Origin of the sequence: Pseudomonas sp. B21-010 (assembly GCF_024749325.1) — a bacterium.
Classification (GTDB): Bacteria; Pseudomonadota; Gammaproteobacteria; order Pseudomonadales; family Pseudomonadaceae; genus Aquipseudomonas; species Aquipseudomonas kilonensis.
The window spans coordinates 4,368,675-4,394,005 of record NZ_CP087198.1; the positions used below are offsets into that span (position 1 = coordinate 4,368,675).

Below are 25,331 nucleotides of genomic sequence, written 5' to 3' on the forward strand. Positions count from 1 at the left end.
TCAGTTGCTTTGCGCAGCCCTGGCGGCTTGCAGCTGCCGAGCCTGTTCGGTCAGGCGGAGCTTTTCCTCGGGGCTCATCGCTTCCATGCGCAAGCGGACCTGGGCCATTTTTTCCAGTTGCCCCGGACTGCTCTCTAGCGCCCGCAAGGCCAGTGCCAGCGACGCCACGGTCGGATGATCGAAGACCAGGCCCGGGTGAATTTCGCACTGCAACAACTTGCGAATACCGGCCACCAACTTGATCACCAGCAGCGAATGACCTCCGGCGGCGAAGAAGTCACGATCGATGCCCAATCGCTCCAGCCCCAGCAATTGCGCCATGCGTGTGGCGAGCAATTGCTCCAGCGCATCGCGCGGCGCGGCGTCTTTGTCATCCGTTGCCGCACCCGCCAACTGCTGCAATGCCTTGCGATCGATCTTGCCGTTGACCAGTCGCGGGAACGCTTCGATCAGCTGCATGTGCTGGGGCACCATCACGCTGGGCAGGCGGGCGCTCAACCCGGCACGGGCGGCGTCCAACACGCCCGTGGCGCTACCCGGCTGCGCCACGATAAAGGCCAACAGTCCCTGCTCGACCGATGCCGCCGGCAGCACCAGGGCTTCGGCCACCTGCGGCATGCGCAGAAGCACCGCCTCGATCTCCGCCAGTTCAATACGGAACCCGCGCACCTTGACCTGCTGATCACGCCGACCGTACAGCTGGATCGCCCCATCCGTGCGATAACGCGCCAGGTCGCCGGTGCGATACAAACGCTGCGCCGGATCAAACGGACTCTGGATGAACGTCTGCTCATCGGCCTCGGCATTCAGATAGCCCCGGCACAACTGCGCGCCGCCCAGGTACACCTCACCCAGCACGCCCACCGGCGCCAAGCGCAGATCGGCGTCCAGCACGTAAACCTGGTTGTTGCCCAGCACCTGAGTCAGCGCCGAACAATCGCCGACCGCGCCGTGCAGCGACAACGGATGAATCATTACTCCCACCGTGGCTTCGGTCGGCCCATAGTGGTTGAACACGCGGCAATCGCTGCGCAACCGGGCGATGCGCTCGATCAACGTCGCGGGGATCGGCTCGCCGCCCAGAATCAGCGTAAGCGGCAGTGTCGCCTGCTCACTGTCGAGCAGCGCCGCAAGGTGCGACGGCACGATTTTCAGGCAGTCGATCCGTTGCTGCTGCAGGTACCCGGCAAACAACGCGCCGTCCTGCATCTGCTCATCGCTGGCCACATGCAGGGTGGCGCCATTGAACAACGCGCCAAACAACGCCGTGTTGCCCAGGTCCGCCGCCACGGTGGAGCTGAAACCGACGTTTTTGCACTGTGCCAGCCCCAGGGCCTGGCTGGCCTGGGCGGTGTAGTTGAGCAATTGCCGATGCTCGATCACCACGCCTTTGGGCACCCCGGTGGAGCCGGATGTAAACAACACGTAGGCGATGTCGTTGCCCTGGGTGGCGAGCACCGGTAATGGCGCTGCCGACTGACTGAGTTCAGCCAATGTCAGCGCCTTGTACGGCTGCCCGTGCCAGGCCGGCAGATGCGTCGCATCGGTGAGCAACACGGCCGCGTCGGCCTGTTCCAGCATCAACGCCTGGCGCGCCTGGGGCCACTGCACATCCAAGGGCAGGTACGCCGCCCCTATGCGCCAGCTCGCCAGCATCGCAATCACCAGCTCCGCCGAGCGCGGCAACGCCAGCGCGACAATCGAACCCTGGCCCAGACCTTGGTCCTTGAGGCCCTGCGCTGCACGGTCGACACGGGTTTGCAACTGGCCATAGCTCAAGTGCTGATGGGCGTCGGTCAGGGCGATGGCGTCCGGCGTACGAATCGCCAGCTCAGCGATGCGCTGCGGTAGATAACGGCCATCCGCCAATGCCTGCATCGGCGGATTGATCGCCCGCAAGCGCTGCTCCTCGCTGCGACTGAGCACATTGAGCTGCGCCAGTGCGGTTTGCGGGGCGGCAAGGATCGACGCCAACAGCACGCCGTACTGTTCCAGCACGACGCCGGCCGATGCGGGCGAATAACGCGAACCGGCGTAAGACAGATTGACCGCGGCAAGCCGCTGGGCATCGTCCAATTGAACCTGTAGCAGCAACTCGAACGCATCGGCCTGCACAAGCGTTGGCTCCGGCGCCCAGTTCAGGTCGCCACTGCTCCAGGCACCGCTCGCCTGCCCCAGGGTAAAGCCATAGACCGGGCGTGCGTCAGGCGCCAGGTCCGGGGTCCAGTATTCCTGCCAGGTACGATGGGCTTCGAGGCCCGCCGCCAGTTCGCTCAACCACTCACTGAACGCCACGCTGGCGGGCAACGAAACGCAAAGCGGCAGGGTTTTCTCGAACACGCCCACGGCATTGGCGAAGTATTCATAGTCACCACGGCTGTCATGGCGCACGCCGACCAGCGCCTGCTCAAGCCCGCTCAAACGTCCCAGCAACACCCACCACGCGCCTTGCAGCAGCGTGGCAAGCGGCTGGCCGAGCTGCTCGGCCAGACGTTGCAAAGCGTCACGCTGGGCAGATTCCAGCGTCAACGACACGCACCTGTCGCCTGCACCGGTCTCACTGCCGGCGCTGCGTGCGGCCAACCACGGCGTGGCGATGTCCGTCTGCACACCGTGCAGGTGTTGCTGCCAGTAGCTGCGTCCGGTGGCGGCATCTTCATCCAGCACCACCTCGCTGCGCCATTCCAGATATTGGGTGAACTCGCCCGGCGCGTCGTCTTCCGTTCCCTGGATCCCGGCGTAGGCTTGCTGCACCTGCTCAAGCAGCAGATTCAGGGATTGCCCATCGGCACAGCAGCGGGCGATGCCCAGCACCAGTTGCCATTGCCGTGGCGCCAGACGATAAAGCCCGGCCTGGAGGCTTTCCGATTCGCCGAGCACAAAAGCGCGACCCATCGAATCCTTGATCTGCGCCTGGATGTCCTCGGCCTGTTGCTCGCTGGCCTGTACTGTCAGCGGGAAGCGAGCGGCGCTGGCGGCGGCCTGGCGCCAACCGTGGAAACCGGCGACTTTGACCAGCCGCGCCAACAGCATCGGCTGTTGCGCCAGCAGCGTATCGAACGCGACCTGCAAGCGCTGCGGATCGAAATCGCCGTCGATCACCACGTTCAGCCAGCGCAACGCCTCGCCACAGGTCGCCGTGGGCGACAGTTGTTCGAGCAGCGTTTGTTGCTCGGGCGTCAGGGGGAAACTTGGGGCCTGTTGATCCATCCTTGCTTCGCTCATGCTCCGGTTTCCTCCAGATTGCGCCGGCCCTGAATCGCGTGCCCGGCACTGGCCGGGTTGTCCAGCGCGCTACGGTCGTACATATCGCCCATGGCTACCACGATCTTGCGCGGGCCCTCGAACGGGTCACGGGCGTGGGCCACCAGCATGTTGTCCAGCAGGATCACATCACCTTTTTGCCAGTCGAAACGCACCGCGCAGGCTTCATACAGCTCACCGATACGCGCCATCACCTCGTCTTCAATCGGTGTGCCGTCGCCGTAATACACATGCCGAGGCATGCGCTCCAGGCCGAACATCGACAACAGGTCCTCCCGCACGTCCGGGTCCAACCAATAGATGTGATGCAATTGCACCTGGTTGAAGAACGACTTCTCTCCAGTGATCGGGTGCGTGATGATCGCGGGCCCCGGTGTGCGGGTCTGCAACTCGTCGTTATCGAGCCAGCGCCATTGGATGCCGCCCGCCCGACAGCGGGCCTCCACTTCAAGGCGGTCTTCGGTCTTGAAGAAGTGCTGCCACGACACGTCGAGTTTGTCGGTGAAGGTGCGTACGTACAGCAACCCTTTGTCTTCGAACTTCTCGCGAAGGTCCGCCGGCAGTCGTTCATACATCAACCGGCAATCCACCACCGGGGTCGCGCCGCCTACGGGCGCGGCTTGCTCGCAATAGAACATCTGCTTGCGCGGCCAGCGGTCTTGATGGGAGCTTTCGTTGTGGAACAGGATCATCTTGCGCTCGGGGTACGGCGTGGAACGGTAGGTGTTCTTGCCGCCTTCTTTCTTCGGCAGGTCGCCGTACTGACCATAAAGCCCTTGCTGTACCGCTTCGGCGAACGCTTCGAAACCCTGGATACCGTCCAGCTCGAAACCGCGGAACAGAATGCCCGCATGTTCCGCCAGCTTTTGCTCGAGCAGCGGCCGGTTCTGGTGGATCCACTCGATGACATCCAGATGGGGCTCGCCCGGCTCCAGCATCAAGGGAAAGCGCTGCGGTGCAGCCACCAGTGATTCACGCACCCGCGCCGCACGAGGCTTGGCGAGCGGTGTCACGGAACGCTTGAGAAACTTGCCCAATTTGTCGGCCTTGGGCCCCGGGACGGTGGCAGGCGTGACGGCCGCCGCCATGTTGTCGACTGGCATGCTGATAGCTCCCAACTGAATGTCCTGATCAGCGACGATCTGTTCCAACAGGGCTGTCCAGGCCTGAATCAGGTGCTGAATGCGCTCATGTCCGAACAAGGTTGTGGCGAATTGCCAATTACCGCGCAATTGCCCTTCTTCTTCGTCAACGAACAACGCCATATCGAATTTAGAATGGGTCTCGAGCGCCGGCAGCAATTCCACGCTCAACCCCGTCATGGAGCGGGTGCGCACCGGCACGTTGTTCATCACGAACAACACCTGGAGCAACGGGTTCATGCCCTTGTGTCGTGGTACGCCCGCGGCTTCGACAATCTGGTCGAACGGCAAATCCTGATGCTCCAGGGCGCCGAGCAGATTGTCCTGGGTCTGCCCCAGGAAGCGCGAGAACGTGGCCCCGGCGTCGAAACGCGAACGCAGGGGCAGTACGTTGACGAAGAAACCGATCAGCCGCTCCAGCTCAGGCTGTTCACGACCCGCCACGTCGGCCCCGACCACCAGGTCTTGCGCGTCGCAGAGCCGATGCAACAACACCTGGAAGGACGCCAGCAGCGTGCTGTACAGCGTGACACCGGCGTCGCTGGCTAACCGGCGCAAGGCCCCGCTCAGCGCGGTGGAAAGCTGGAACTGCAACGCATCACCGTCGTAGGACGCCGTCTGGCCCCGGGGGCTGCTCAGCGGCAAGTCCAGGCGCCCTTCGTAGCCGCCGAGCCGGTGTTTCCAGTACTCGGCCTGTCGCGCCAGTACGCCCTGCTCCTCCAGCGCCTGTTGCCACAGCGCGAAGTCATGGTACTGAACCTCCAGGGGCGGCAGCGGCATCGGTTCCCCCTTGAGGGATGCCTCGTAGACCTGCACCAGTTCGTTGATCAACAGCCCCATCGACCAGCCATCGGAGATGATGTGGTGCATGGCATACAACAACACGTGCTCGGTCGGCCCCAGGCGCAGGATCCGCCCGCGCAACAGCGGTGCCTGTTCCAGGTCGATGGGGATGCGCGCGTTTTCCAGCGTCGCCCGGGCCACTTGTTCCTGCTGGGCACTGGGCGACAGGCCAGAGAGGTCGATCACCGGGAAGTCCAGTTGCACCTCATCGGCAATCAGCGCCAGCGGATCGCCTTCTTCGTCCTGGACATACGCGGTGCGCAGTACGTCATGACGGCGAGCCACATCGGCAAAGCTGCTCATCAGGTGCGCCAGCGACAACTCGCCGCACAGGCGCAGCGCCATGGGCATGCCATAGGCCGACGTGCCGCCGGACAATTGTTCGGCGATCCACAAACGTCGCTGCACCAACGACAGCGGTGCCGAACGTCGCGGCCCATGGGCCTTGAGCCGGACCTCATGGGAATCGCCCGCCCGGACCGGCCCATCGGCAGTGCCGGCCATCAGGACCGCCAGCGCCTTGAGCTGCGGATGATTGAACAAGTCACGCAGGCTCAGCGGATAACCCGTCAGCTTGCGCAAACGCGAGACCGCCTGGGTTGCCAGCAAGGAGTGGCCACCGCGCTCGAAGAAATGGTCATTGCGACCGACCTGTTCCACTTCCAGCACCTCTTGCCAGATACCGGCGATCTGTTGCTCCAGTTCGCTGACGGGCGCCTCGTAACCGCTTTGCGACAACCCGGTCTCCACGGCCGGCAGGGCCTTGCGGTCGAGCTTGCCGTTGGGCGTCAGCGGCAATTGTTCGAGGAACAACAGGTGCGCCGGGATCATGTAGTCCGGCAGGTATTCCTTGAGGCCTGCCTTGAGCTGGGCGCGCAGCTTGCTTTCGTCCATTTGCAACGCCGGAGCAACCACGTAGGCCACCAGTTGCTGACCGCCCGGGGCGTCCTGGGCCAGGACCGCCACGTCACGCACCTCAGGCTGTTGCAACAGCCGCGCTTCGATTTCCCCCAGCTCGATACGGAAGCCACGGATCTTCACTTGATGGTCGATGCGGCCCTGGTATTCGAGCACGCCATCAACGCGGTAACGGCTCAGGTCGCCCGTGCGGTACAGGCGTTCGCCGGTGGTGGAGAACGGGTTGGGCACGTATTTTTCGGCGGTCATCGCCGCGTGGCCAAGGTAGCCACGGGTGATGCCCGCGCCACTCAGGTACAGCTCTGCGGAGACGCCTTGGGGGACTGGTTGCAGGTCGGCGTCGAGCAGGTAGCTGGCGGTGTGTTTGAGGCGCCGGCCGATGTTCGCGGTGCCGCCGGGGGTGCGGCGGGTCCAGGTTGAGTAAGTCGTGTCTTCCGAAGGGCCATAAAGGTCGTACACATGCTCAACCCCTTGTGGGAGTGAGCCTGTGGGAGCAAAGCTTGCTCGCGATGGCGGTGGATCAGTCACACATGGGCCAGCCGATAGGATGCTATCGCGAGCAAGCTTTGCTCCCACAGGCTTTGCTCCCACAGATTCTGATTCTAGAGGCTTAGCTTGCACCGGCCCAATCCCACAGAGGGGGTGCTGATAAAGCGCGTCCACCAGGCTTTGTTTCAGTGGCTCACCGGCCAGGTTGATGATGCGCACACTGGCCGGGATCTCGTCGCTGCGCTGCAACGCGGCAATCGCCGAGGGCACGGTGTTGATCAGGCGTACCTGATCGCGGGCCGGCAGTTGCGGCAATTCCAGGGCATTGCGGGCGATGATCAGCGAGCCGCCGTTGGCCAGGGTCACGAACAGCTCCCACACCGACAGATCGAAACACACCGACGTGGAGGCCAATACCCCCTGGATGTCGTCGCGGCTGTAGACCGATTTGGACCAGTCGATCAGCGCCAGCACGTTGCGATGGGCAATCGCCACGCCCTTGGGCTTACCGGTGGAACCGGAGGTGTAGATCACGTAGGCGAGGTTGTCTGGCGTGACGTTGCTGTGCGGTGCACTCAGTGGGTATTGCGTCAAATCGAGCTGATCGAGCATCAGTACTTCGGTTTCAGCCGGCACGCTCAGCGTCGCCGCCACCGCGTCTTCGGTCAGCAACACCCGGGCACGGCTGTCGTCGAGCATGTAGGCCACCCGCTCGGCCGGGTAATCCGGGTCCAGCGGCACGTAGGCGCCACCGGCCTTGAGCACTGCCAGCAAGGCGATCAACAGGTGCTCGGAGCGTGGCATTGCCACGCCCACTCGCACTTCCGGGCCCACCCCCAACTCGATGAGTTTATGGGCCAGGCGATTGGCGCGACCGTCGAGTTCGCTGTAGCTCAGGCGCGTGTTGGCGAAGGTCACCGCCAGAGCATCCGGCGAGGCTTGGGCCTGACGAGCAATCATCTGGTGAATGCACAACGCTTGCTCGAACGGGGCGTCCACCGGGTTCCAGTCATGGGTCAGGCGCTGATGCTCATCGAACTCCAGCATCGACAGTTCACCCAGGCAGCGCTCGCTGCCATCGGTCATCTGTCCCAGCAACTGAGCCAGATGGGCCGCCAGCCGTTGCACCGTGGCCGCCGAAAAACTCGCTTGCTGGTAGCTCATGTGCACCGACAGTTGCCGATCCAATCCCACCAACAGCGTCAACGGGTAGCTGGTCTGTTCCTGGGTGAGCGGCGGACCAAAGCGCAAACCGTCCGGCGCGCCCTGCTCCAGGGCCTGGGCAATCGGGTAGTTCTCGAACACCAACAGGCTGTCGAACAGCGCTTCACCGCCCTGCCCGGCCCAGCGCTGGATGTCCAGCAACGCGGTGTGCTCGAACTCGCGCAGCGCCAGGTTTTGCGCCTGCACCGCTTGCAGCCAGCTGTCCAACGATTGCTCGGCCCGTGGGCTGGCGATCACCGGCAAGGTGTTGATGAACAGACCGATCTGCTGCTCGATGCCCGGCAGGTCCGCCGGACGACCGGCCACGGTTGCGCCGAAAGCCACCGTGTCTTTGCCGGTGTAACGCTGCAACAGCAGCAGCCACGCGGCCTGCACCAAGGTGTTGACGGTGACTTTCGAGGTGCGGGCGAAGGCTTCCAGGCGCCGGGTCAGCGCTTCGTCCAGGACCTGCATATGGTCGCCATAACCGGCGCTGGCCTGCGCCGGCTTCGCCATGACGTCGGCCAGTCGGGTCGGGGCCTCCAAGCGTTGCAGCGCAGGCGTCCAGAACGCTTCGCTGGCCGCCGCATCCTGGCGTTGCAACCAGGCGATGTAGTCCCGGTAGCGGCTGCCCGATGCGGCGACGGGTTGGCCGCTGTAGCGTTGCAGCACTTCGCCGAGCAATTGCGAGTTGCTCCAGCCGTCCATCAGGATGTGATGGCAGGTGTAGATCAAGTGGTAGCGGTCCTCTGCCACGCGTGTCACCACCAGGCGCAGCAAGGGCGCCGCCTCCAGCTCGAAACCCTGTTGGCGCTGCGCCAGGGCAAGAGTGTCGAGGTCCTGGGACAGCTGCGCACTGGCGCGCCAGTCATGGCACAGGAAGGCAACGTCCAGCTGTTTGTGCACGACCTGCAGTGCACGCTTGAATTCACCTTCCCAGACGAAACTGCTGCGCAGCACTTCATGGGCGTCCAGGGCCGCCTGCCAGGCCTGGCGGAAGCGCTCGACGTCCAACCCTCCGACATCCACCCGCAACTGATTGATGTAGCTGCCGGCCTGTTGCTCATACAACGTATGGAACAGCATGCCTTGCTGCATGGGCGACAACGGATAAATGTCTTCGACTTGCCGGGGCGCCAGTGGCAACGCGTCCAGCTCAGCCTGGGTCAACCCGGCCAGCGGGAAGTCCGACGGCGTGAAGCCTTGGTGCGGTGCCTGGCAGCAGTGTTCGATCAGGGCCTGCAACTCTCGGCCGTAGTCCAGGGCCAGCGCCTGGATCGTCGATTCGTTGAACATCTGCGTGCTGAACGTCCAGTCGATGCTCAGTTCGCCGGCGTAGACACTGCCATTGAGGGTCAACCAGTTATCCAGCGGCGCCAGCGGGCTCTGTGGTGCGCCCGCCGATTCAATGGCCGGGATAAACAAGCCGTCGGCATCATCGGCGAATCCGCTGTCGAACTGGCCCAGGTAGTTGAAGGTGATGCGTGGCAGCGGCAACGCCTGGAGGGTACGCCGGGTCAGCTCATCCCCCAGGTAGCGCAGCACACCGAATCCGAGCCCTTTGTCGGGTATCGCCCGCAATTGCTCCTTGATGGCCTTGAGCGAATCCCCGGCGGTCGCGGCCGGCGTCAAGCGCACCGGGAACAGGCTGGTGAACCAGCCGACGCTACGACTCAGGTCCAGGTCATCGAACAGCGCCTCACGGCCGTGACCCTCCAGCTGAATCAAGGTCGAGGCGTCGCCGGTCCAGCGGCCAATCACCCGGGCCAGGGCCGTCAACAACAGATCGTTGACCTGGGTGCGGTAGGCCGCCGGCGCCTGCTGCAAGAGTTGTCGGGTCTGGTTTTTATCCAGCCGCGTCTGAACCTGCGCCCCATGGCACCTGCGCAGTTCGCCCTCGGGCCGATCGCAAGGCAAATCGGCGCGAGCGCCCTGCAGTTGCCCTTGCCAATAGGCCATTTGGGCCTGTAAAGCCGCACTGCCGGCATGCCCCTGCAACCGTTGCGCCCAAGCCTGGGTGGCACTGGTCTTGGCGGGCAGTTTCAGGGCCTGGCCGGCCTGCAGTTGTTGATAAGCCTGTTGCAGGTCTTCCAGCAGAATGCGCCAGGACACCCCGTCCACCACCAGGTGATGGATCACCAGCAACAGCCGCTGGCTGCCATCGGCCAGGCTCGCCAAGACCCCGCGCAACAGCGCACCGCTCTGCAGTTCGAGACTGCGCTGGGCCTGTTCGGCCAACCGTTCAAGCGCCGCAGCATCTGCCACCTCGGCGGTCCACAACAGCGGTGAGCGTTGCCAAAGCGCCTGCTGCTCGGCGAGGCTTTGATGGCGAGCGGTCCAGGCGTCGTTCTCACGGGTGAAGGCCAGGCGCAAGGCATCGTGGTGGGCAACCAACGCCTGCAACGCCTGCTCCAGATGAGCGGCGTCCACTGGCCGCAGCCCCTTGAGCAGCACCGATTGGTTCCAGTGATGCGGCTCGGCCATGTCCTGTTCGAAAAACAGTTGCTGGAACGGCAGCAACACCGCGTCGCCCATCACCGGGCCCTGGTCGATACCCGGGCCGCTGTCCCCCTGGGTCGCCACACTGGCAAGGCCCTGGATGGTCTGGTGGACGAACAGATCCTTGGGACTGAAATGAATCCCGGCCTGCCGCGCCCGGCTGACCATCTGGATCGAGATAATCGAATCGCCCCCCAGCTCGAAGAAGTTGTCACCCACCCCCACTTGCTCGCGCCCGAGCACGCTTTGCCAGATCGCGGCCAGGGTCTGTTCGAGGGCGGTGATCGGTGCGATGTAAGCCTTGGGGCTGGCACTGATATCGGCTTTTGGCAGCGCCTTGCGCTCCAGTTTGCCGTTGGGGCTGACGGGCATTTTTTCCAGCCACACCCAGTGCTGCGGCACCATGTAATCCGGCAGGGACTGGCTCAAATGGTCCTTGAGGCGACCTTGCAGCGCCTGGCGGACGGTGTCTTCGGCGCTCAGCAGTTCTGCGCGGGCTGGCACCAGGTAGGCCACCAGCAAGGTGCCGTCCTGGGCGATGACGACGGTTTCGCGCACCTCGGCGTGCTCGGCCAGGCGCGCTTCGATTTCCCCCAGTTCAATGCGCAAGCCACGGATTTTCACCTGATGGTCCATGCGCCCGGCGTATTCGATCACGCCATCGGTGCGGTAGCGCGCCAGGTCACCGGTGCGATACAGCCGCTGACCGTGACCGAAGGGGCCGGTCACGAACCGCTCGGCCGTCAGCGCTGCACGTCGATGGTAACCACGGGCCAAGCCCTCCCCCGCAAGGTACAACTCTCCAATCACCCCCATCGGTACCGGCGCTAATTCATCATCCAGAATGTAGGTGCCCAGGTTGGCAATCGGCTGGCCGATCGGCACGCTGTCGCGCCCCTCCTCGACACAGGTCCAGTGGGTGACGTCGATGGCGGCCTCGGTCGGGCCGTAGAGGTTGTACAGGCCGGCACTTGGCAGTTTGGCGAACACCTGCTGCTGCGCATCCACCGGCAGGGCTTCGCCGCTGCACACGATCCGCTTCAGGCTGGTGCATTGGGCCACGTGTGGGTCTTGCACAAACGCCTGCAACATCGACGGCACGAAGTGCAACGTGGTGATGCGCCGCGCGGTGATCAGCTCAATCAACTGCGTCGGGTCGCGATGAGCGCCCGGCGCGGCCACCACCAGCGTCGCGCCGGTCAACAATGGCCAGAAGAATTCCCACACCGACACGTCGAAACTGAACGGCGTTTTTTGCAGCACGCTGTCCGTGGCATCAAGCCCATAGGCCTGCTGCATCCAGCACAGCCGATTGACCAGGGCCGAGTGCCGATTGCCCGCGCCCTTGGGCTTGCCGGTGGAACCGGAGGTGTAGATCACATACGCCAGGTTTTCAGCGTGAACCTCGACGTCCGGATTCGTCTCGCGAGCTGCGTACACCCCGTCGCCAGGCAGGTCCAGCACCAGGCTGCGCAACCCGTCCGGGATCGGCAACTGCTCCAACAGATGCTGCTGGGTCAACAGCAAACCGATGCCGCTGTCTTCGAACATATAGGCCAGGCGATCCCGTGGGTATTCTGGGTCCAGCGGCACATAGGCACCGCCGGCCTTGAGAATCGCCAACAGCCCCAGGACCATTTCCACCGAACGTTCCACGGCGATGCCCACCAGCACATCCGGGCCCACGCCATGCTCGATCAATGTGTGCGCCAAGCGATTGGCCCGGGCGTTGAGCTCGTCGTAGCTCAGGCGTTGCTCACCGAACACCAGGGCCGCAGCATCCGGGGTCCTGCGCACCTGCTCTTCGATCAGCCCCTGGACACTGCGCTCAAGCGGGTATGAAACCGCCGTCGCATTCCAGTCGACGAGCATCTGCCGACGTTCGTCATCGTCCAGTAACGTCCACTGCACAACGGGCCGGTGCAGGTCCTGCACCATGCCTTGCAACAGGTTGAGCCAATGCTGGCCCATGCGTTCGAGGGTGGCCGGCTTGAACAGGTCGGTCGCGTAGATCAGCGCGGCGTGCAGACCTTGCGGACTATCGGTGGTCTCCAGGCTCAGGTCGAATTGTGCGGTGCGCTGCTCCCAGCCAAGGGGTTCGACCGCCAGGCCCGGCAATGCGTCTTCAAAGGCCGAAGCGGTTTCGTTGCGATGGTTGAACATGGCCTGGAACAGCGGGCTGTGGCTCAGGTTACGCTGCGGCTGCAAGGCATCGACCAATTGCTCGAACGGCAGGTCCTGATGCATCTGCGCGGCCATGGCCGTCTGCTTGAGCTGTTGCAGCAATCCGGCGCCGGTCAGATCGCTGTGGAATTCGGTCCGCAGCACCTGGGTATTGACGAAGAACCCGATCAAGCGCTCGGTTTCCAGGCGCTGGCGGTTGGCAATCGGCACCCCGACCCGGATGTCGGCCTGGCCACTGTAGCGGTGCAGCAACGCTTGGAAAGAGCCGAGCAGCAGCACAAACAGCGTGACGTTTTCCCGTCGAGCCAGCGCTTTGAGGGCATCGCTCAACGCGCGATCCAGCACAATCGGCAAACGCGCGCCACGCATGCTCTGCTGCGCCGGGCGCGGATGGTCGGTGGGCAGTTCCAGCAGCGGCTGCTCACCGCCCAGTTGCTCGGTCCAGTAGCCCAGTTGGCGATCCCGTTCACCGGCAGCCATCCATTGGCGCTGCCAGACGGCATAGTCGGCGTATTGCACCGCCAACGCTGGCAACTGCGCGGGCTGCCCCTGGGCGAAGGCCGAATACAGGCTCATCAGGTCGTCGACCATCACCTGCAACGACCAGCCGTCAGACACGATGTGATGCAGGGTCAGCACCAAAATGTGCTCCTGCTCACCCAACGCCAGCAACGCCACGCGCAATAGGGCATCGTTCAAGAGGTCGAACGGGGCTTGCGTCTGCTGCTCGATGAAGGCCTGGATACTGGCCTCGTCATCGCCGGCCAGACGCTGTTCGACGAAATCGACCTGCCCTTGCGCACGGATCACCTGGCAGGTCACCCCATCGTCCTCCACGAACAGGGTGCGCAGGCTTTCGTGACGCGCCACCAGTGCTTCAAAGCTGCGACGCAGGGCCATTTTGTCCAGCACGCCACGCAGCCGCAGCGCTGTGGGAATGTTGTAGGCGGCGCTGTCGGGGTCCATTTTCCACAGGAACCATTGGCGCTCCTGGGCAAACGACAGCGGCAGCGGCTTGTCGCGGGGCACCGGCACCATCGCCAACGCTTGTTCACCGTGGCCCTGCTCGAAGGCACTGACAAAATCGCGCAACGTGCTGTGCTCGAACAGGCTGCGCAGCGGCACCTCGATACCCAGCGTGCGCCGGACCCGCGAGACCACTTGGGTGACCAACAGCGAATGCCCGCCCAATTCGAAGAAGTTGTCCTCCAGCCCTACCCGCTCGAGCTTGAGCACCTCCTGCCAGATCGCCGCCACCTGTTGCTCAGGTTGACTGCGCGGTGCCACGTATTCCTGCTGCAAATCGCCGGCATCGGGGGCCGGCAGTGCCTTGCGATCGACCTTGCCGTTGGGCGTCAACGGCAGTTGCGCCAGGAACACCAGGTGCGCCGGGACCATGTACTCGGGCAATTGCGCCTTGAGCGCGGCTTTGAGCGAAGCGCGTAACGAAGACTCGTCCGCTACTTCACCGTTCGCGGGCACCACGTAAGCCACCAGTTGCGCGCCGGTCGGGCCTTCATGGGCCACCACCACGGTTTCACGCACGTTCTCCTGGGCCAACAGTGCGGCTTCGATTTCCCCCAGTTCGATGCGCAAGCCGCGGATTTTGACCTGATGGTCGATGCGGCCGATGTACTCGACCACGCCTTCGGCCCGATAGCGGGTCAGATCGCCCGTGCGGTACAGCCGTTCGCCGGTGGCGGAGAACGGGTCCGGCACAAAACGTTCGGCGGTCAGGGCCGGGCGCTGGAAGTAGCCGCGAGCCAGGCCGTCACCACCGATCAGCAGTTCCCCCGGCGCGCCGGGCGGGTTGAGCGTCAGGTCGCTGCCGACCACGTACAGCGCGGTGTTGTCCAGGGGTTTGCCAAGGAACGGACGGCTGTTTTCAGGGCTCAACGGATGCAGCGCCGACCAGATCGTGGTTTCGGTCGGGCCGTAGAGGTTCCAGACCTTCGGCGAAAGCGCCAGCAGCCGTTGCGCCAACTCCAGGGGCAACGCCTCGCCACCGCACAGGAAGGTGCGACCGGCCAGCAGCGCAGATTGTTCATGATCGAGCAACATGCGCCAGCTCGAAGGGGTGGCTTGCAGCACCGTCACATCGTGCCGTTCGATCAGCGCCAGCACCGCTTGCGGATCCTGGTGGACGTTCTGGCCGGTCAGCAGGATGCTGGCTCCAGCCGACAACGGCCCGTAGATCTCCAAGCCAAAAATATCGAAGGAAAACGTCGTCAGCGACAGCATGCGATCGCTGGCCGTGAGGCCCGGTTGGGCGATCATGCTGGTGACGAAATTGCTCAGCGCGCCATGGCGCACCATCACGCCCTTGGGCCTGCCGGTGGAACCTGAGGTGTAGATCACGTAGGCCAGGTGTTCGCCAGTCAGCGACACGGCCGGGCAGGTTTGCGGGGCTGCTTGCAATGCAGCGTCGGGCTGGTCCAGCAGCAGGGTCCGCAGGGTCGCCGGGATCGGCAAGCGCGCCTGCAAACGGGCCTGGGTCAGCAGCAGTTCGATGCCGCTGTCGTGAATCATGTAGGCCAGGCGATCCTCGGGGTACGCCGGGTCGAGTGGCACGTAGGCACCGCCGGCCTTGAGGATCGCCAGCAGGCCGACAATCATCTCGACGCTGCGCTCCACGGCGATGCCCACGCGCTGGTCCGGCATCACGCCCAAGGCCAGCAAACGGTGGGCGAGCTGGTTGGCGCGCGCGTCCAGTTGCTCGTAGGTCAGGGCCTGTCCATCGATGGTCAGCGCCAGTGCGTCCGGGGTCATGCGGACCTGTTCGGCGATGCGCTGGTGCACACACGCCGCGGGGCCATGCTCAACCATGCGGCGCCAGTCGTGCTGTGTCAGACGCTGCTGGTCGGTGTCGAGCAACGGCAACTCGCCGATACGTTGCTGCGGCGCATCGACGATGCCTTGCAGCAGGTTCTGCCAGTGGCGGGCAAGGCGTTCGATGGTCTGCGCCTCGAACAGGTCGGTGGCATAGGTCAGTTCCGCGGCGACGCCCTGCTCGGTTTCATAAGTGCCCAGGGTCAAATCGAACTGGGCCGTGCGCCCTTCCCATACCAGGTCCTCGATGCCCAGCTGCGGCAAGTGCATTTGCCGGGCCTGGGCATCACCCGAGGTCTGATGGTTGAACATGACCTGGAAGATCGGGCTGTGGCTCAGGCTGCGCTCCGGTTGCAGGGCTTGGATCAACTGCTCGAACGGCAAGTCCAGATGAGCCTGGGCCGCCATCGCCGATTGCTTGACCTGATCGAGCAAGCGCTCGAACGGCAACTGTCCATCGACATGGGCGTTGAGCACCTGGGTGTTGACGAAAAAGCCGATCAGGCCCTCGGTCTCGACCCGGTTGCGGTTGGCCACCGGCACCCCGACGCGGATCTGCGGCTGGCCGCTGTAGCGGTGCAACAAGGCTTGGAACGAGGCCAGCAACACCATGAACAGGCTGGCGCCTTGGCGCTGGGCCAACTGCTTGAGCGCTGCCCCCAGTTGCGGCGGCAGGTTCAGGTCCAGCCGCGCACCGCGAAAGCTTTGCACGGGCGGGCGCGGATGGTCGAACGGCAACTCCAGCACCGGCTGTTCGCCGCCCAGGGTCTTGACCCAATAGGCCAACTGGCGCTCGCGCTCACCGGCCTCGAGCCAGTGACGCTGCCAGATCGCGTAGTCGGCGTATTGCACGGTCAATTCCGGCAACACCAGTGACTCGCCGGCCGTATCGGCGGCGTAGTGGCGGACCAGCTCATCCACCAGCACCTGCATCGACCAGCCATCGGCAACGATGTGGTGCTGGATCAGCACCAGCACATGATCGCCCTCGGCGATTTTCAACAGCGAAACCCGCAACAACGGCCCTTGACGCAAATCGAACGGGCGGGCGATTTCGCGCTCGACGAAAGCCTTGATGCTGTCGTCCTGGCTGGCCGGTGAACCGGCGGGCAGCGCCTGGACCGCAACACACAATGGCATCTGCGGGTGGATGACCTGCACAGCTTGCTCACCGCGCTCGATGAAGGTGGTGCGCAAGCTTTCGTGGCGCTCGACCAGTGCGTTGAAGCTGCGCTCCAGGGCCGGCACGTCCAGTGGCCCTTTGAGGCGCAAGGCACTGGGAATGTGATAAGCCGAGCTGTGAGGGTCCATCTGCCACAGGAACCACTGACGTTCCTGGGCGTAGGACAGCGCGATGTTTTCGAACCCGCAACGGACCTCGGGAATCGGCAGGTTGGCCGGCGAGACGCCCTCTTCGAGCATCTTTTCCAGGTACAGCTTACGTTTGTCCAGCGGCAGAGTGATAAAGCGCTTGGCGATCCTCAAAGCAACACTCTTGTCCATCAGACTTCCTCCATTTCATCAAGCAGGGCTTCCAGCTTGTTCAGTTTCTGTTCATTGATTGGCCCATCCCCGGTGTCGAGTTGCGCGACAAAATCCCCCAGGACGGGGTGCTGGAAAATCAGTTGCGGGGTCAGCGTCAGCCCCAGTTCGAGCGCCATGCGCGAGACGGCATTGACCGCCAGCAGCGAATGGCCGCCCAGCTCGAAGAAGTGATCGTTCAAGCCCACGCGATTCAACGTGAGCACTTCGGCCCAGATCGCCGCGACCTGCTGTTCCAGGTCACTGACCGGCGCGACATAACCAACTTGTAAAAGGCCGGTGTCCACGTCCGGCAGCGCCTTGCGGTCGAGCTTGCCGTTGGGGGTCAGGGGCAATTGTTCGAGGAACAACAGGTACGCGGGGATCATGTAGTCGGGCAGGTGTTCCTTGAGCCCGGCCTTGAGTTGCTCACGCAGTGCACGTTGGGCTTCGCTGGCATCCAGGTTCAGCGCCGCAGCGACCACGTAGGCCACCAGTTGCTGACCGCCCGGGGCGTCCTGGGCCAGGACCGCCACGTCACGCACCTCAGGCTGTTGCAGCAGCCGCGCTTCGATTTCCCCCAGCTCGATACGGAAGCCACGGATCTTCACCTGATGGTCGATGCGGCCCTGGTATTCGAGCACGCCATCGACGCGGTAACGGCTCAGGTCGCCCGTGCGGTACAGGCGTTCGCCGGCTGTAGAGAACGGGTTGGGCACGTATTTTTCAGCGGTCATCGCCGCGCGGCCAAGGTAGCCTCGGGTGATGCCCGCACCGCTCAGGTACAGCTCTGCCGAAACGCCTTGGGGGACTGGTTGCAGGTCGGCGTCGAGCAGGTAGCTGGCAGTGTGCTTGAGGGGCCGGCCGATGTTCGCCGTGCCGCCGGGGGTGCGGCGGGTCCAGGTTGAGTAAGTCGTGTCTTCCGAAGGGCCATAAAGGTCGTACACATGCTCAACCCCTTGTGGGAGTGAGCCTGTGGGAGCAAAGCTTGCTCGCGATGGCGGTGGATCAGTCACACATGGGCCAGCCGATAGGATGCTATCGCGAGCAAGCTTTGCTCCCACAGATTCTGATTCTAGAGGCTTAGCTTGCACCGGCCCGATCCCACAGAGGGGGTGCTGATAAAGCGCGTCCACCAGGCTTTGCTTCAGTGGCTCACCGGCCAGGTTGATGATGCGCACGCTGGCCGGGATCTCGTCGCTGCGCTGCAACGCAGCAATCGCCGAGGGCACGGTGTTGATCAGGTGTACCTGATCGCGGGCCGGCAGTTGCGGCAATTCCAGGGCATTGCGGGCGATGATCAGCGAGCCGCCGTTGGCCAGGGTCACGAACAGCTCCCACACCGACAGATCGAAACACACCGACGTCGAGGCCAATACCCCCTGGATGTCGTCGCGGCTGTAGACCGATTTGGACCAGTCGATCAGCGCCAGCACGTTGCGATGGGCAATCGCCACGCCCTTGGGCTTACCGGTGGAACCGGAGGTGTAGATGACGTAAGCGAGGTTGTCTGGCGTGACGCTGCTGTGCGGTGCGCTCAATGGATAGCGTGAAAGATCGAGCTGGTCGAGCATCAGCACGGCGGTTTCAGCCGGCACGCTCAGCGTCGCCGCCACCGCGTCTTCGGTCAGCAGCACCCGAGCACGGCTGTCGTCGAGCATGTAGGCCACCCGCTCGACCGGATAATCCGGGTCCAGCGGCACGTAGGCGCCACCGGCCTTGAGCACTGCCAGCAAGGCGATCAGCAGGTGCTCGGAACGTGGCATTGCCACGCCGACGCGGACTTCCGGGCCCACCCCCAGTTCGATGAGTTTATGGGCCAGGCGATTGGCGCGGCCGTCCAGTTCGCTGTAGCTCAGTTGGGTGTTGGCGAAGGTCACCGCCAGAGCATCCGGCGAGGCTTGGGCCTGACGAGCAATCATCTGGTGAATGCACAACGCTTGCTCGAACGGTGCGTCCACCGGGTTCCAGTCATGGGTCAGGCGCTGATGCTCATCAAACTCCAGCATCGACAGTTCACCCAGGCAGCGCTCGCCATGGGCGGTCATCTGGCCCAGCAACTGAGCCAGATGGGCTGCCAGTCGCGCCACGGTGGCGGGCGTAAAACTGGCCCGCTGGTAGCTCATGTGCACCGACAGTTGCCGATCCAATCCCACCAACAGCGTCAATGGGTAGTTGGTCTGCTCCTGAGTGGCCACCGCGCCGAAACGCAGGCCATCCGGCGCGCCCTGCTCCAGGGCCTGGGCAATCGGGTAGTTCTCGAACACCAACAGGCTGTCGAACAGTGTTTCACCGCCCTGCCCGGCCCAGCGCTGGATGTCCAGCAACGCGGTGTGCTCGAACTCGCGCAACGCCAGGTTTTGCGCCTGCACCGCTTGCAACCAACTGTGCAGGGATTGCTCGGCCCGTGGGCTGGCGATCACCGGCAAGGTGTTGATGAACAGGCCGATCTGCTGCTCGATGCCCGGCAGATCCGCCGGACGACCGGCCACGGTTGCGCCGAAAGCCACCGTGTCTTTGCCGGTGTAACGCTGCAACAGCAGCAGCCACGCGGCCTGCACCAAGGTGTTGACGGTGACTTTCGAGGTGCGGGCGAAGGCTTCCAGGCGTCGGGTCAGTGCTTCGTCCACCACCTGGACATGATCGCCATAACCGGGCTGGGCCTGCGCCGGCTTCGCCATGACGTCGGCCAGGCGCGTCGGTGTCCCCAGGCGTTGCAGCGCAGGGGTCCAGAACGCTTCACTGATGGCCGCGTCCTGGCGTTGCAGCCAGGCGATGTAATCGCGGTAGCGACCCGCCGGACGGGCCACGCTGTCACCGCGGTAATGCTGCAACACTTCGCCGAGCAACTGCGCACTGCTCCAGCCATCCATCAGGATGTGATGGTTGGTGTAGAGCAGGTGATGCCGATCAGGGCCAATGCGTACCAGCACCAGGCGCATCAGCGGTGCCTGGGTCAGGTCCACGCCTTGGGCCCGTTCTTCATCGGCGAGGGTTTGCAGGGCGCCCTCAATATCAGCCCGCCCGTTCCAGTCGAGCATACGGAACGGCACCTCGACCTGACGCTGGACGATTTGCACCGGCTGCTCCAGGTCACCCTGCCAGAAGAAGCCGCTGCGCAGGATGTCATGGGCATCGACCACTGCTTGCCAAGCCGCACGGAAACGCTGCGGATCGACGCCTTCGACGTCGAGGCGCATCTGGTTGATGTAGTCGCCGCCGCCCTGCCCGAGCAGGGAGTGAAACAGCATGCCCTGCTGCATCGGCGACAGCGGGTAGATGTCGTCGATGGCCTGAGGTACTTGGACCAGGGTGTCCAGTTGTGCTTGGGTCAGCCGCGCCAGGGGGAAGTCCGACGGCGTCACGCCACCGCTGTGGCTGTCGCAGCAATGGCCGATGAGCACAGTGAGCTCTTGCACGTAGTCATCGGCCAGGCGCTGGATGGTCGCGGTATTGAACAGGTCGCCGCTGAAGGTCCAGCTCAAGTCCAGCTCGCCGCCGAACACTTGGCCGTCAAGGGCCAGCGGGCTGCCCAGCGGACCTTGCAGGTTCACTTCCTCGCCACCGCGCTCTGTGGTCGGCACGAACAAGGCATCGGCGGCCGCATCGAAACTGCCGTCGAACTGACCAAGGTAATTGAAGGTCAGTTGCGGTTTCGCCAAGGCCTGCAGGGTTTCACGCGCAAGGTCATCGCCCAGGTGCGCCAAGGCCCCGAAGCCAATGCCCTTGTTGGGGATGGCGCGCAGTTGCTCCTTGATCTGCTTCAGCGAGGCGCCCATCTCGGCGACCGGCGTCAAGCGAGCCGGGAACAGGCTGGTGAACCAGCCTACGGTACGGCTCAGGTCGACATGGGCGAACAGATCCTCACGGCCGTGGCCTTCGAGTTGCACCCACACACTGTCATCGCCGGTCCAGCGCACCATCACCCGCGCCAGCGCCGTCAGCAGCAGGTCGTTGACCTGGGTGCGATAGGCCGCCGGGGCTTGCTGCAGCAGTTGCCGGGTGAGGTTTTTGTCCAGTGCCGTGCGAATCGTCACGGCTTGGCCCTGTTGCTGTCCGCCCTGGGGGTTGTCCCACGGCAAGCCCGCCGGGGCGCCGTGCAACTGCTGCTGCCAGAAGCCCAGTTCGGCCTGCACGGGTGCGCTGGCGGCATAGTCCTGCAACGCTGCCGTCCAGGCGTTGACCGCGCTGGTCTTGGCCGGCAGTTGCACCGCCGCGCCGGCCAGGGTCTGTCGATAAGCGCTTTGCAGGTCTTCAAACAGAATCCGCCAGGACACACCGTCCACCACCAGGTGATGGACAATCAGCAACAGCCGCAGCGTGCCATCGGCGAGGTTCGCCAGCAGCGCGCGGATCAGCGGCCCGCCCGCCAGTCGCAGGCTGCGCTGGGCCTGGTTGCCCAGCACTTGCAGTGCGACGAGATCGGCGACGTCGGCTTGCCAGAGCAGCGTGTCGGAGGCCTGCGCCTCGACGTCACGGTAACGCGCGGTCCAGCGTTCGCCCTGCTCGATGAAGTCCAGGCGCAAGCTGTCGTGGTGCACGACCAGTGCGCCCAAGGCCTGTTCCAGCGCCTGCGGATCCAGCGCCTGGGTCGGTTTGAGCATCACCGACTGGTTCCAGTGATGGCGGTCGGGGATCGGCAGGGTGAAGAACCATTGATGAATCGGCAGCAGTGCGGTTTCGCCGGTCGCGGGTTGCTGGTCGATCAATTGCAATGGCGCGCCCGTCTGTACCACGGCGGCCAGGGCCTCGATGGTCTGGTGCTGGAACAGGTCCTTCGGCGTGAAGTGCATACCGACCAACCGAGCACGACTGACTACCTGGATCGAGACGATGGAGTCACCGCCCAGTTCGAAGAAGTTGTCCCGAAGGCCCACTTGTTCGAGCTTGAGCACGTCCTGCCAGATCGACACCAGTTGCTGTTCCAGCGCGCTGCGCGGTGCCACGTAGGTTTGCTGCAATTGGCTGACGTCGGGCTTGGGCAGGTTCTTGCGGTCGAGCTTGCCGTTGGGGGTCAGCGGCAGGCGTTCGAGCAGCAGCAGATAAGCCGGGACCATGTGTGCCGGCAGGGTCGCCTTGAGCTGGTCACGCAAGTGCTCGGCGAACGCATCACCCACGGACTCATCGGCCACCACGTAGGCGACCAGGCGCTTGCCACTGCCAGCGGCACCTTCCTGGGCCACGACTACCGCTTCGCGCACGCCTTCAAGGGCTTGCAGGCTGGCTTCGACTTCACCCAGTTCGATGCGGAAGCCGCGGATTTTCACCTGGTTGTCGATGCGGTCCAGGTAATCGAAGGTGCCATCGGCGCGTTGGCGCACCAGGTCGCCGGTGCGGTAGAGCAAGCCGCCGCGGCTGAATGGGTCAGCGATAAATCGCTCGGCCGTCAGGCCCGGACGGTTCAGGTACCCCCGCGCCAGGCCGCTGCCGCCCAGGTACAGTTCGCCGGCCATGCCCTGGGGCAGCATGTTCAAGTCAGCGTCGAGCACGTAGGCGCTGCGGTCGCCGATGCGGCTGCCGATGGGCGCATAGGCGGCGCCACACGCCACGTCGCGACCGGCCTTCCAGATCAGCGGCGTGACCACGGTTTCGGTCGGGCCGTAGCCGTTGATGATGTAGTCCGGGTCGAGGGCGCGCTTGACCCGTTCGAAGCTGGCATTGGGCACCGCATCGCCGCCGAAGCAGTAGATGCGCACCTTCGGCGGGTTGCCCTCGCGCTCGGCGTGTTCGGCCAGTTGTTGCAGGTACACCGGCGGGAACGCCACCACCGTCACGCCGTGCTCGCCCATGGCGTCATAGGTCTGTTCCGGGGTCCACAGGCTGTCATCGCGAATCAGCAGCGAGGCGCCGTGGGTCAGGCTGGTGAGCCAGCGCTCATGGGCACCGTCGAAGGCGAACGACATGAAATGGAATTCGCAATCGCTGTCGCGCATCTCGTAGCGTTCGCCGATGGCCTGGCAGTGCATCGCCAGCGGACCGTGGGCCACGCTCACGCCTTTCGGGTTGCCGGTGGAACCGGAGGTGTAGATCACGTAGACGAGGTTCTGCGGATCGACGGTGACCAAAGGTGCATCCGCCGATTGCAGGCTCAGGTCCAGGTGATCGAGCTCCAGCACCTGGTTGGCGCCTTCCAGCGGCAGTTGCGCCGACACCCGGGAGTCGGTGAGCAACAGCGCCAGACCGGAATCCTCGATCAGGTAGGCCAGGCGTTCCCGTGGGTAGCTGGTGTCCAGCGGCACATAGGCCGCGCCGGCCTTGAGCACCGCCAGCAGTGCGACGATCACCCCTTCGCTGCGCGGCAGGGCTACGCCAATGCGGGTTTCCGGACCCACGCCACGGGCAATCAAGGCGTGGGCCAACTGGTTGGCCCGCCGGTCGATCTCGCCATAGCTGAAGCGCTGGCCGTCGAAGATCACCGCCGTCGCGTCGGGCTTATGCTTCGCCAGATGGGCGATGCGTTGGTGTACGGCAATGTCGGTCGGGTACGGCTGCGGGTGGTTGGCCGCCTGTTGCGCCCTGTGCTCCTCGTCATCGGCCAGGGCGATCTCGCCGAGGCGACGCTCAGCGGACTCGGCAAACCGCTCCAGCAGGAGCAGCAGTTGCGCACTCAAGCGCTCAATGGTTGCAACGCTGAAATGCGCCTGGTCGAAACTCATGTGCAGCGCCAGCGTCTCGCCCAAGGTCACGCCCAGGGTCAGCGGATAGTGAGTCTGATCCTGGTTGGCGACTTCGCCGAATACCACGCCTTGGGCGGTGCCGTGTTGCAACGCCGCGGAAATCGGGAAGTTCTCGAACACCAGCAGGCTGTCGAACAGCGCTCCCCCGCCCTGCCCGGCCCAACGTTGGATGCTCGCCAGCGGCGTATGCTCGAACTCGCGCAGGCTCAGGTTCTGCGCCTGTACGGCGGCCAGCCAGGCCGCGACGGTCTGGTCCGGACGCGAGCCGGCGATCACCGGCAAGGTGTTGATGAACAGGCCGACCTGTTGTTCGATGCCAACCAGCTCCGCCGGCCGCCCGGCCACGGTGGTGCCAAATGCCACGCAGTCGCTGCCTGTGTAGCGCTGCAACAGCAGCAGCCAAGCCGCTTGCACCAGCGTATTGACGGTGACTTTCTGCTGGCGGGCGAACGCGTTGAGACGGCCAGTGCCCGGCGCATCCAGGTGGTAATGCCTGAGCGCATGAGCGCTTTCGCTGCGCATTTCGCCACTCGCCGCAGCGGCGTTCGCCAGTACAGTCGGCTCCTGGAGATCGGCCAGTTGCCCCCGCCAGAACGCTTCACTGAGGGCGGCGTCCTGGCGCTGCAACCATTGGATGTAATCGGCATAGCGGCTGACCGGGCGCGGCGGCTGTTGACCGGCATAGCGTTGCAGCACTTCACCGAGCATCTGCGCGCTGCTCCAGCCATCCATCAGGATATGGTGGTTGGTGAAGATCAGGTGATGACGCTCATCGCTCAGTTGAATCAGCGTGACCCGCAGCAGCCCGGCCTGGGTCAGGTCGAACCCCATGGCCAGGTCAGCGGCAATGAAATCCTTGAGGGCCAGGGCGACATCCTGGCGTTCGCGCCAATCGAGCACGGTGTAGGGCAGCGCCAGACGGCGGTGGATGATCTGCAACTGTTGCTGCAACTCGCCCTGCCAGATGAAGCCGCTGCGCAGGATCTCATGGGCGTCCAGGGTCGCCTGCCACGCCGCGCGGAAACGCTCGGGGTCCAGGCCATCGACATCCACGCACAATTGGTTGATGTAGGCACCGGTGCCCTGCTCGTACAGGGTATGAAACAGCATGCCTTGTTGCATCGGCGACAGTGGATAAATGTCTTCGATGGCGGCAGCCGGCACGGGGATCGCGTCCAACTGCGCCTGGGTGATGCGCGCCAGCGGGAAGTCCGACGGCGTGGTGCCCATGGAATGGGCCTGGCAACAATGGCCGATCAGCGCTTCCAGTTCGCGGGCATAGTCATCGGCCAGACAGGCGATGGTCGCCTCGTTGAATTGCTCAAGGCTGAACGTCCAACGCAAGTCGAGCTCGCCGTCGTAGACCTGGCCTTCGACACTCAGCCAGTTATCCAATGGCGCATCAAGGCTCTGCTCGCGCCCGGCGCTTTCCCCCGCCGGGCTGAACAGCGCACCCTCCCGGGCATCGAAACTGCCGTCGAACTGGCCGAGGTAATTGAAGGTGATGCATGGCAATGGCAAGGCCTTGAGACAGGCTTGCGCCGCATCGTCGCCGAGGTAGCGCAGCACACCGAAACCGATGCCCTTGTTCGGGATCGCCCGCAGTTGCTCCTTGATCTGCTTGATCGCGGCGGCCACGCTATCGGCCGGGGTCAGGCGCACGGGGAACAGGCTGGTGAACCAGCCGACCGTACGGGTCAGATCGACGCCTTTGAACAACTCTTCGCGGCCATGGCCTTCGAGCTGGATCAAGGTGTCGGCG

At 64.1% G+C, this 25,331-nt stretch carries 3 protein-coding genes (1 of these 3 only partly in view); all 3 read right to left on the reverse strand.

What is annotated here, in order from left to right:
• Tightly spaced (each overlapping or abutting the next), the 3 genes in view from LOY50_RS19225 to LOY50_RS19235 form a layout consistent with a single transcriptional unit that may run on beyond the window.
• A complete protein-coding gene (locus tag LOY50_RS19225; protein ID WP_258688886.1) occupies window positions 1–3,225 on the reverse strand; it encodes an amino acid adenylation domain-containing protein in 3,225 nt (1,074 codons plus the stop codon).
• On the reverse strand, window positions 3,222–16,874 hold the full coding sequence (locus LOY50_RS19230) for a non-ribosomal peptide synthase/polyketide synthase (protein WP_258688887.1): 13,653 nt from the start codon (window positions 16,872–16,874) through the stop codon (window positions 3,222–3,224). Before LOY50_RS19230 ends, LOY50_RS19225 begins: the two co-directional genes overlap by 4 nt.
• A protein-coding gene (locus LOY50_RS19235) for a non-ribosomal peptide synthetase (RefSeq protein WP_258688888.1) crosses the window boundary here: on the reverse strand, window positions 16,874–25,331 show its 3' portion. The gene runs 4,136 nt beyond the window's last position; the window shows 8,458 of its 12,594 coding nt (coding positions 4,137–12,594); the start codon falls outside the window, past its right edge; its stop codon occupies window positions 16,874–16,876. Before LOY50_RS19235 ends, LOY50_RS19230 begins: the two co-directional genes overlap by 1 nt.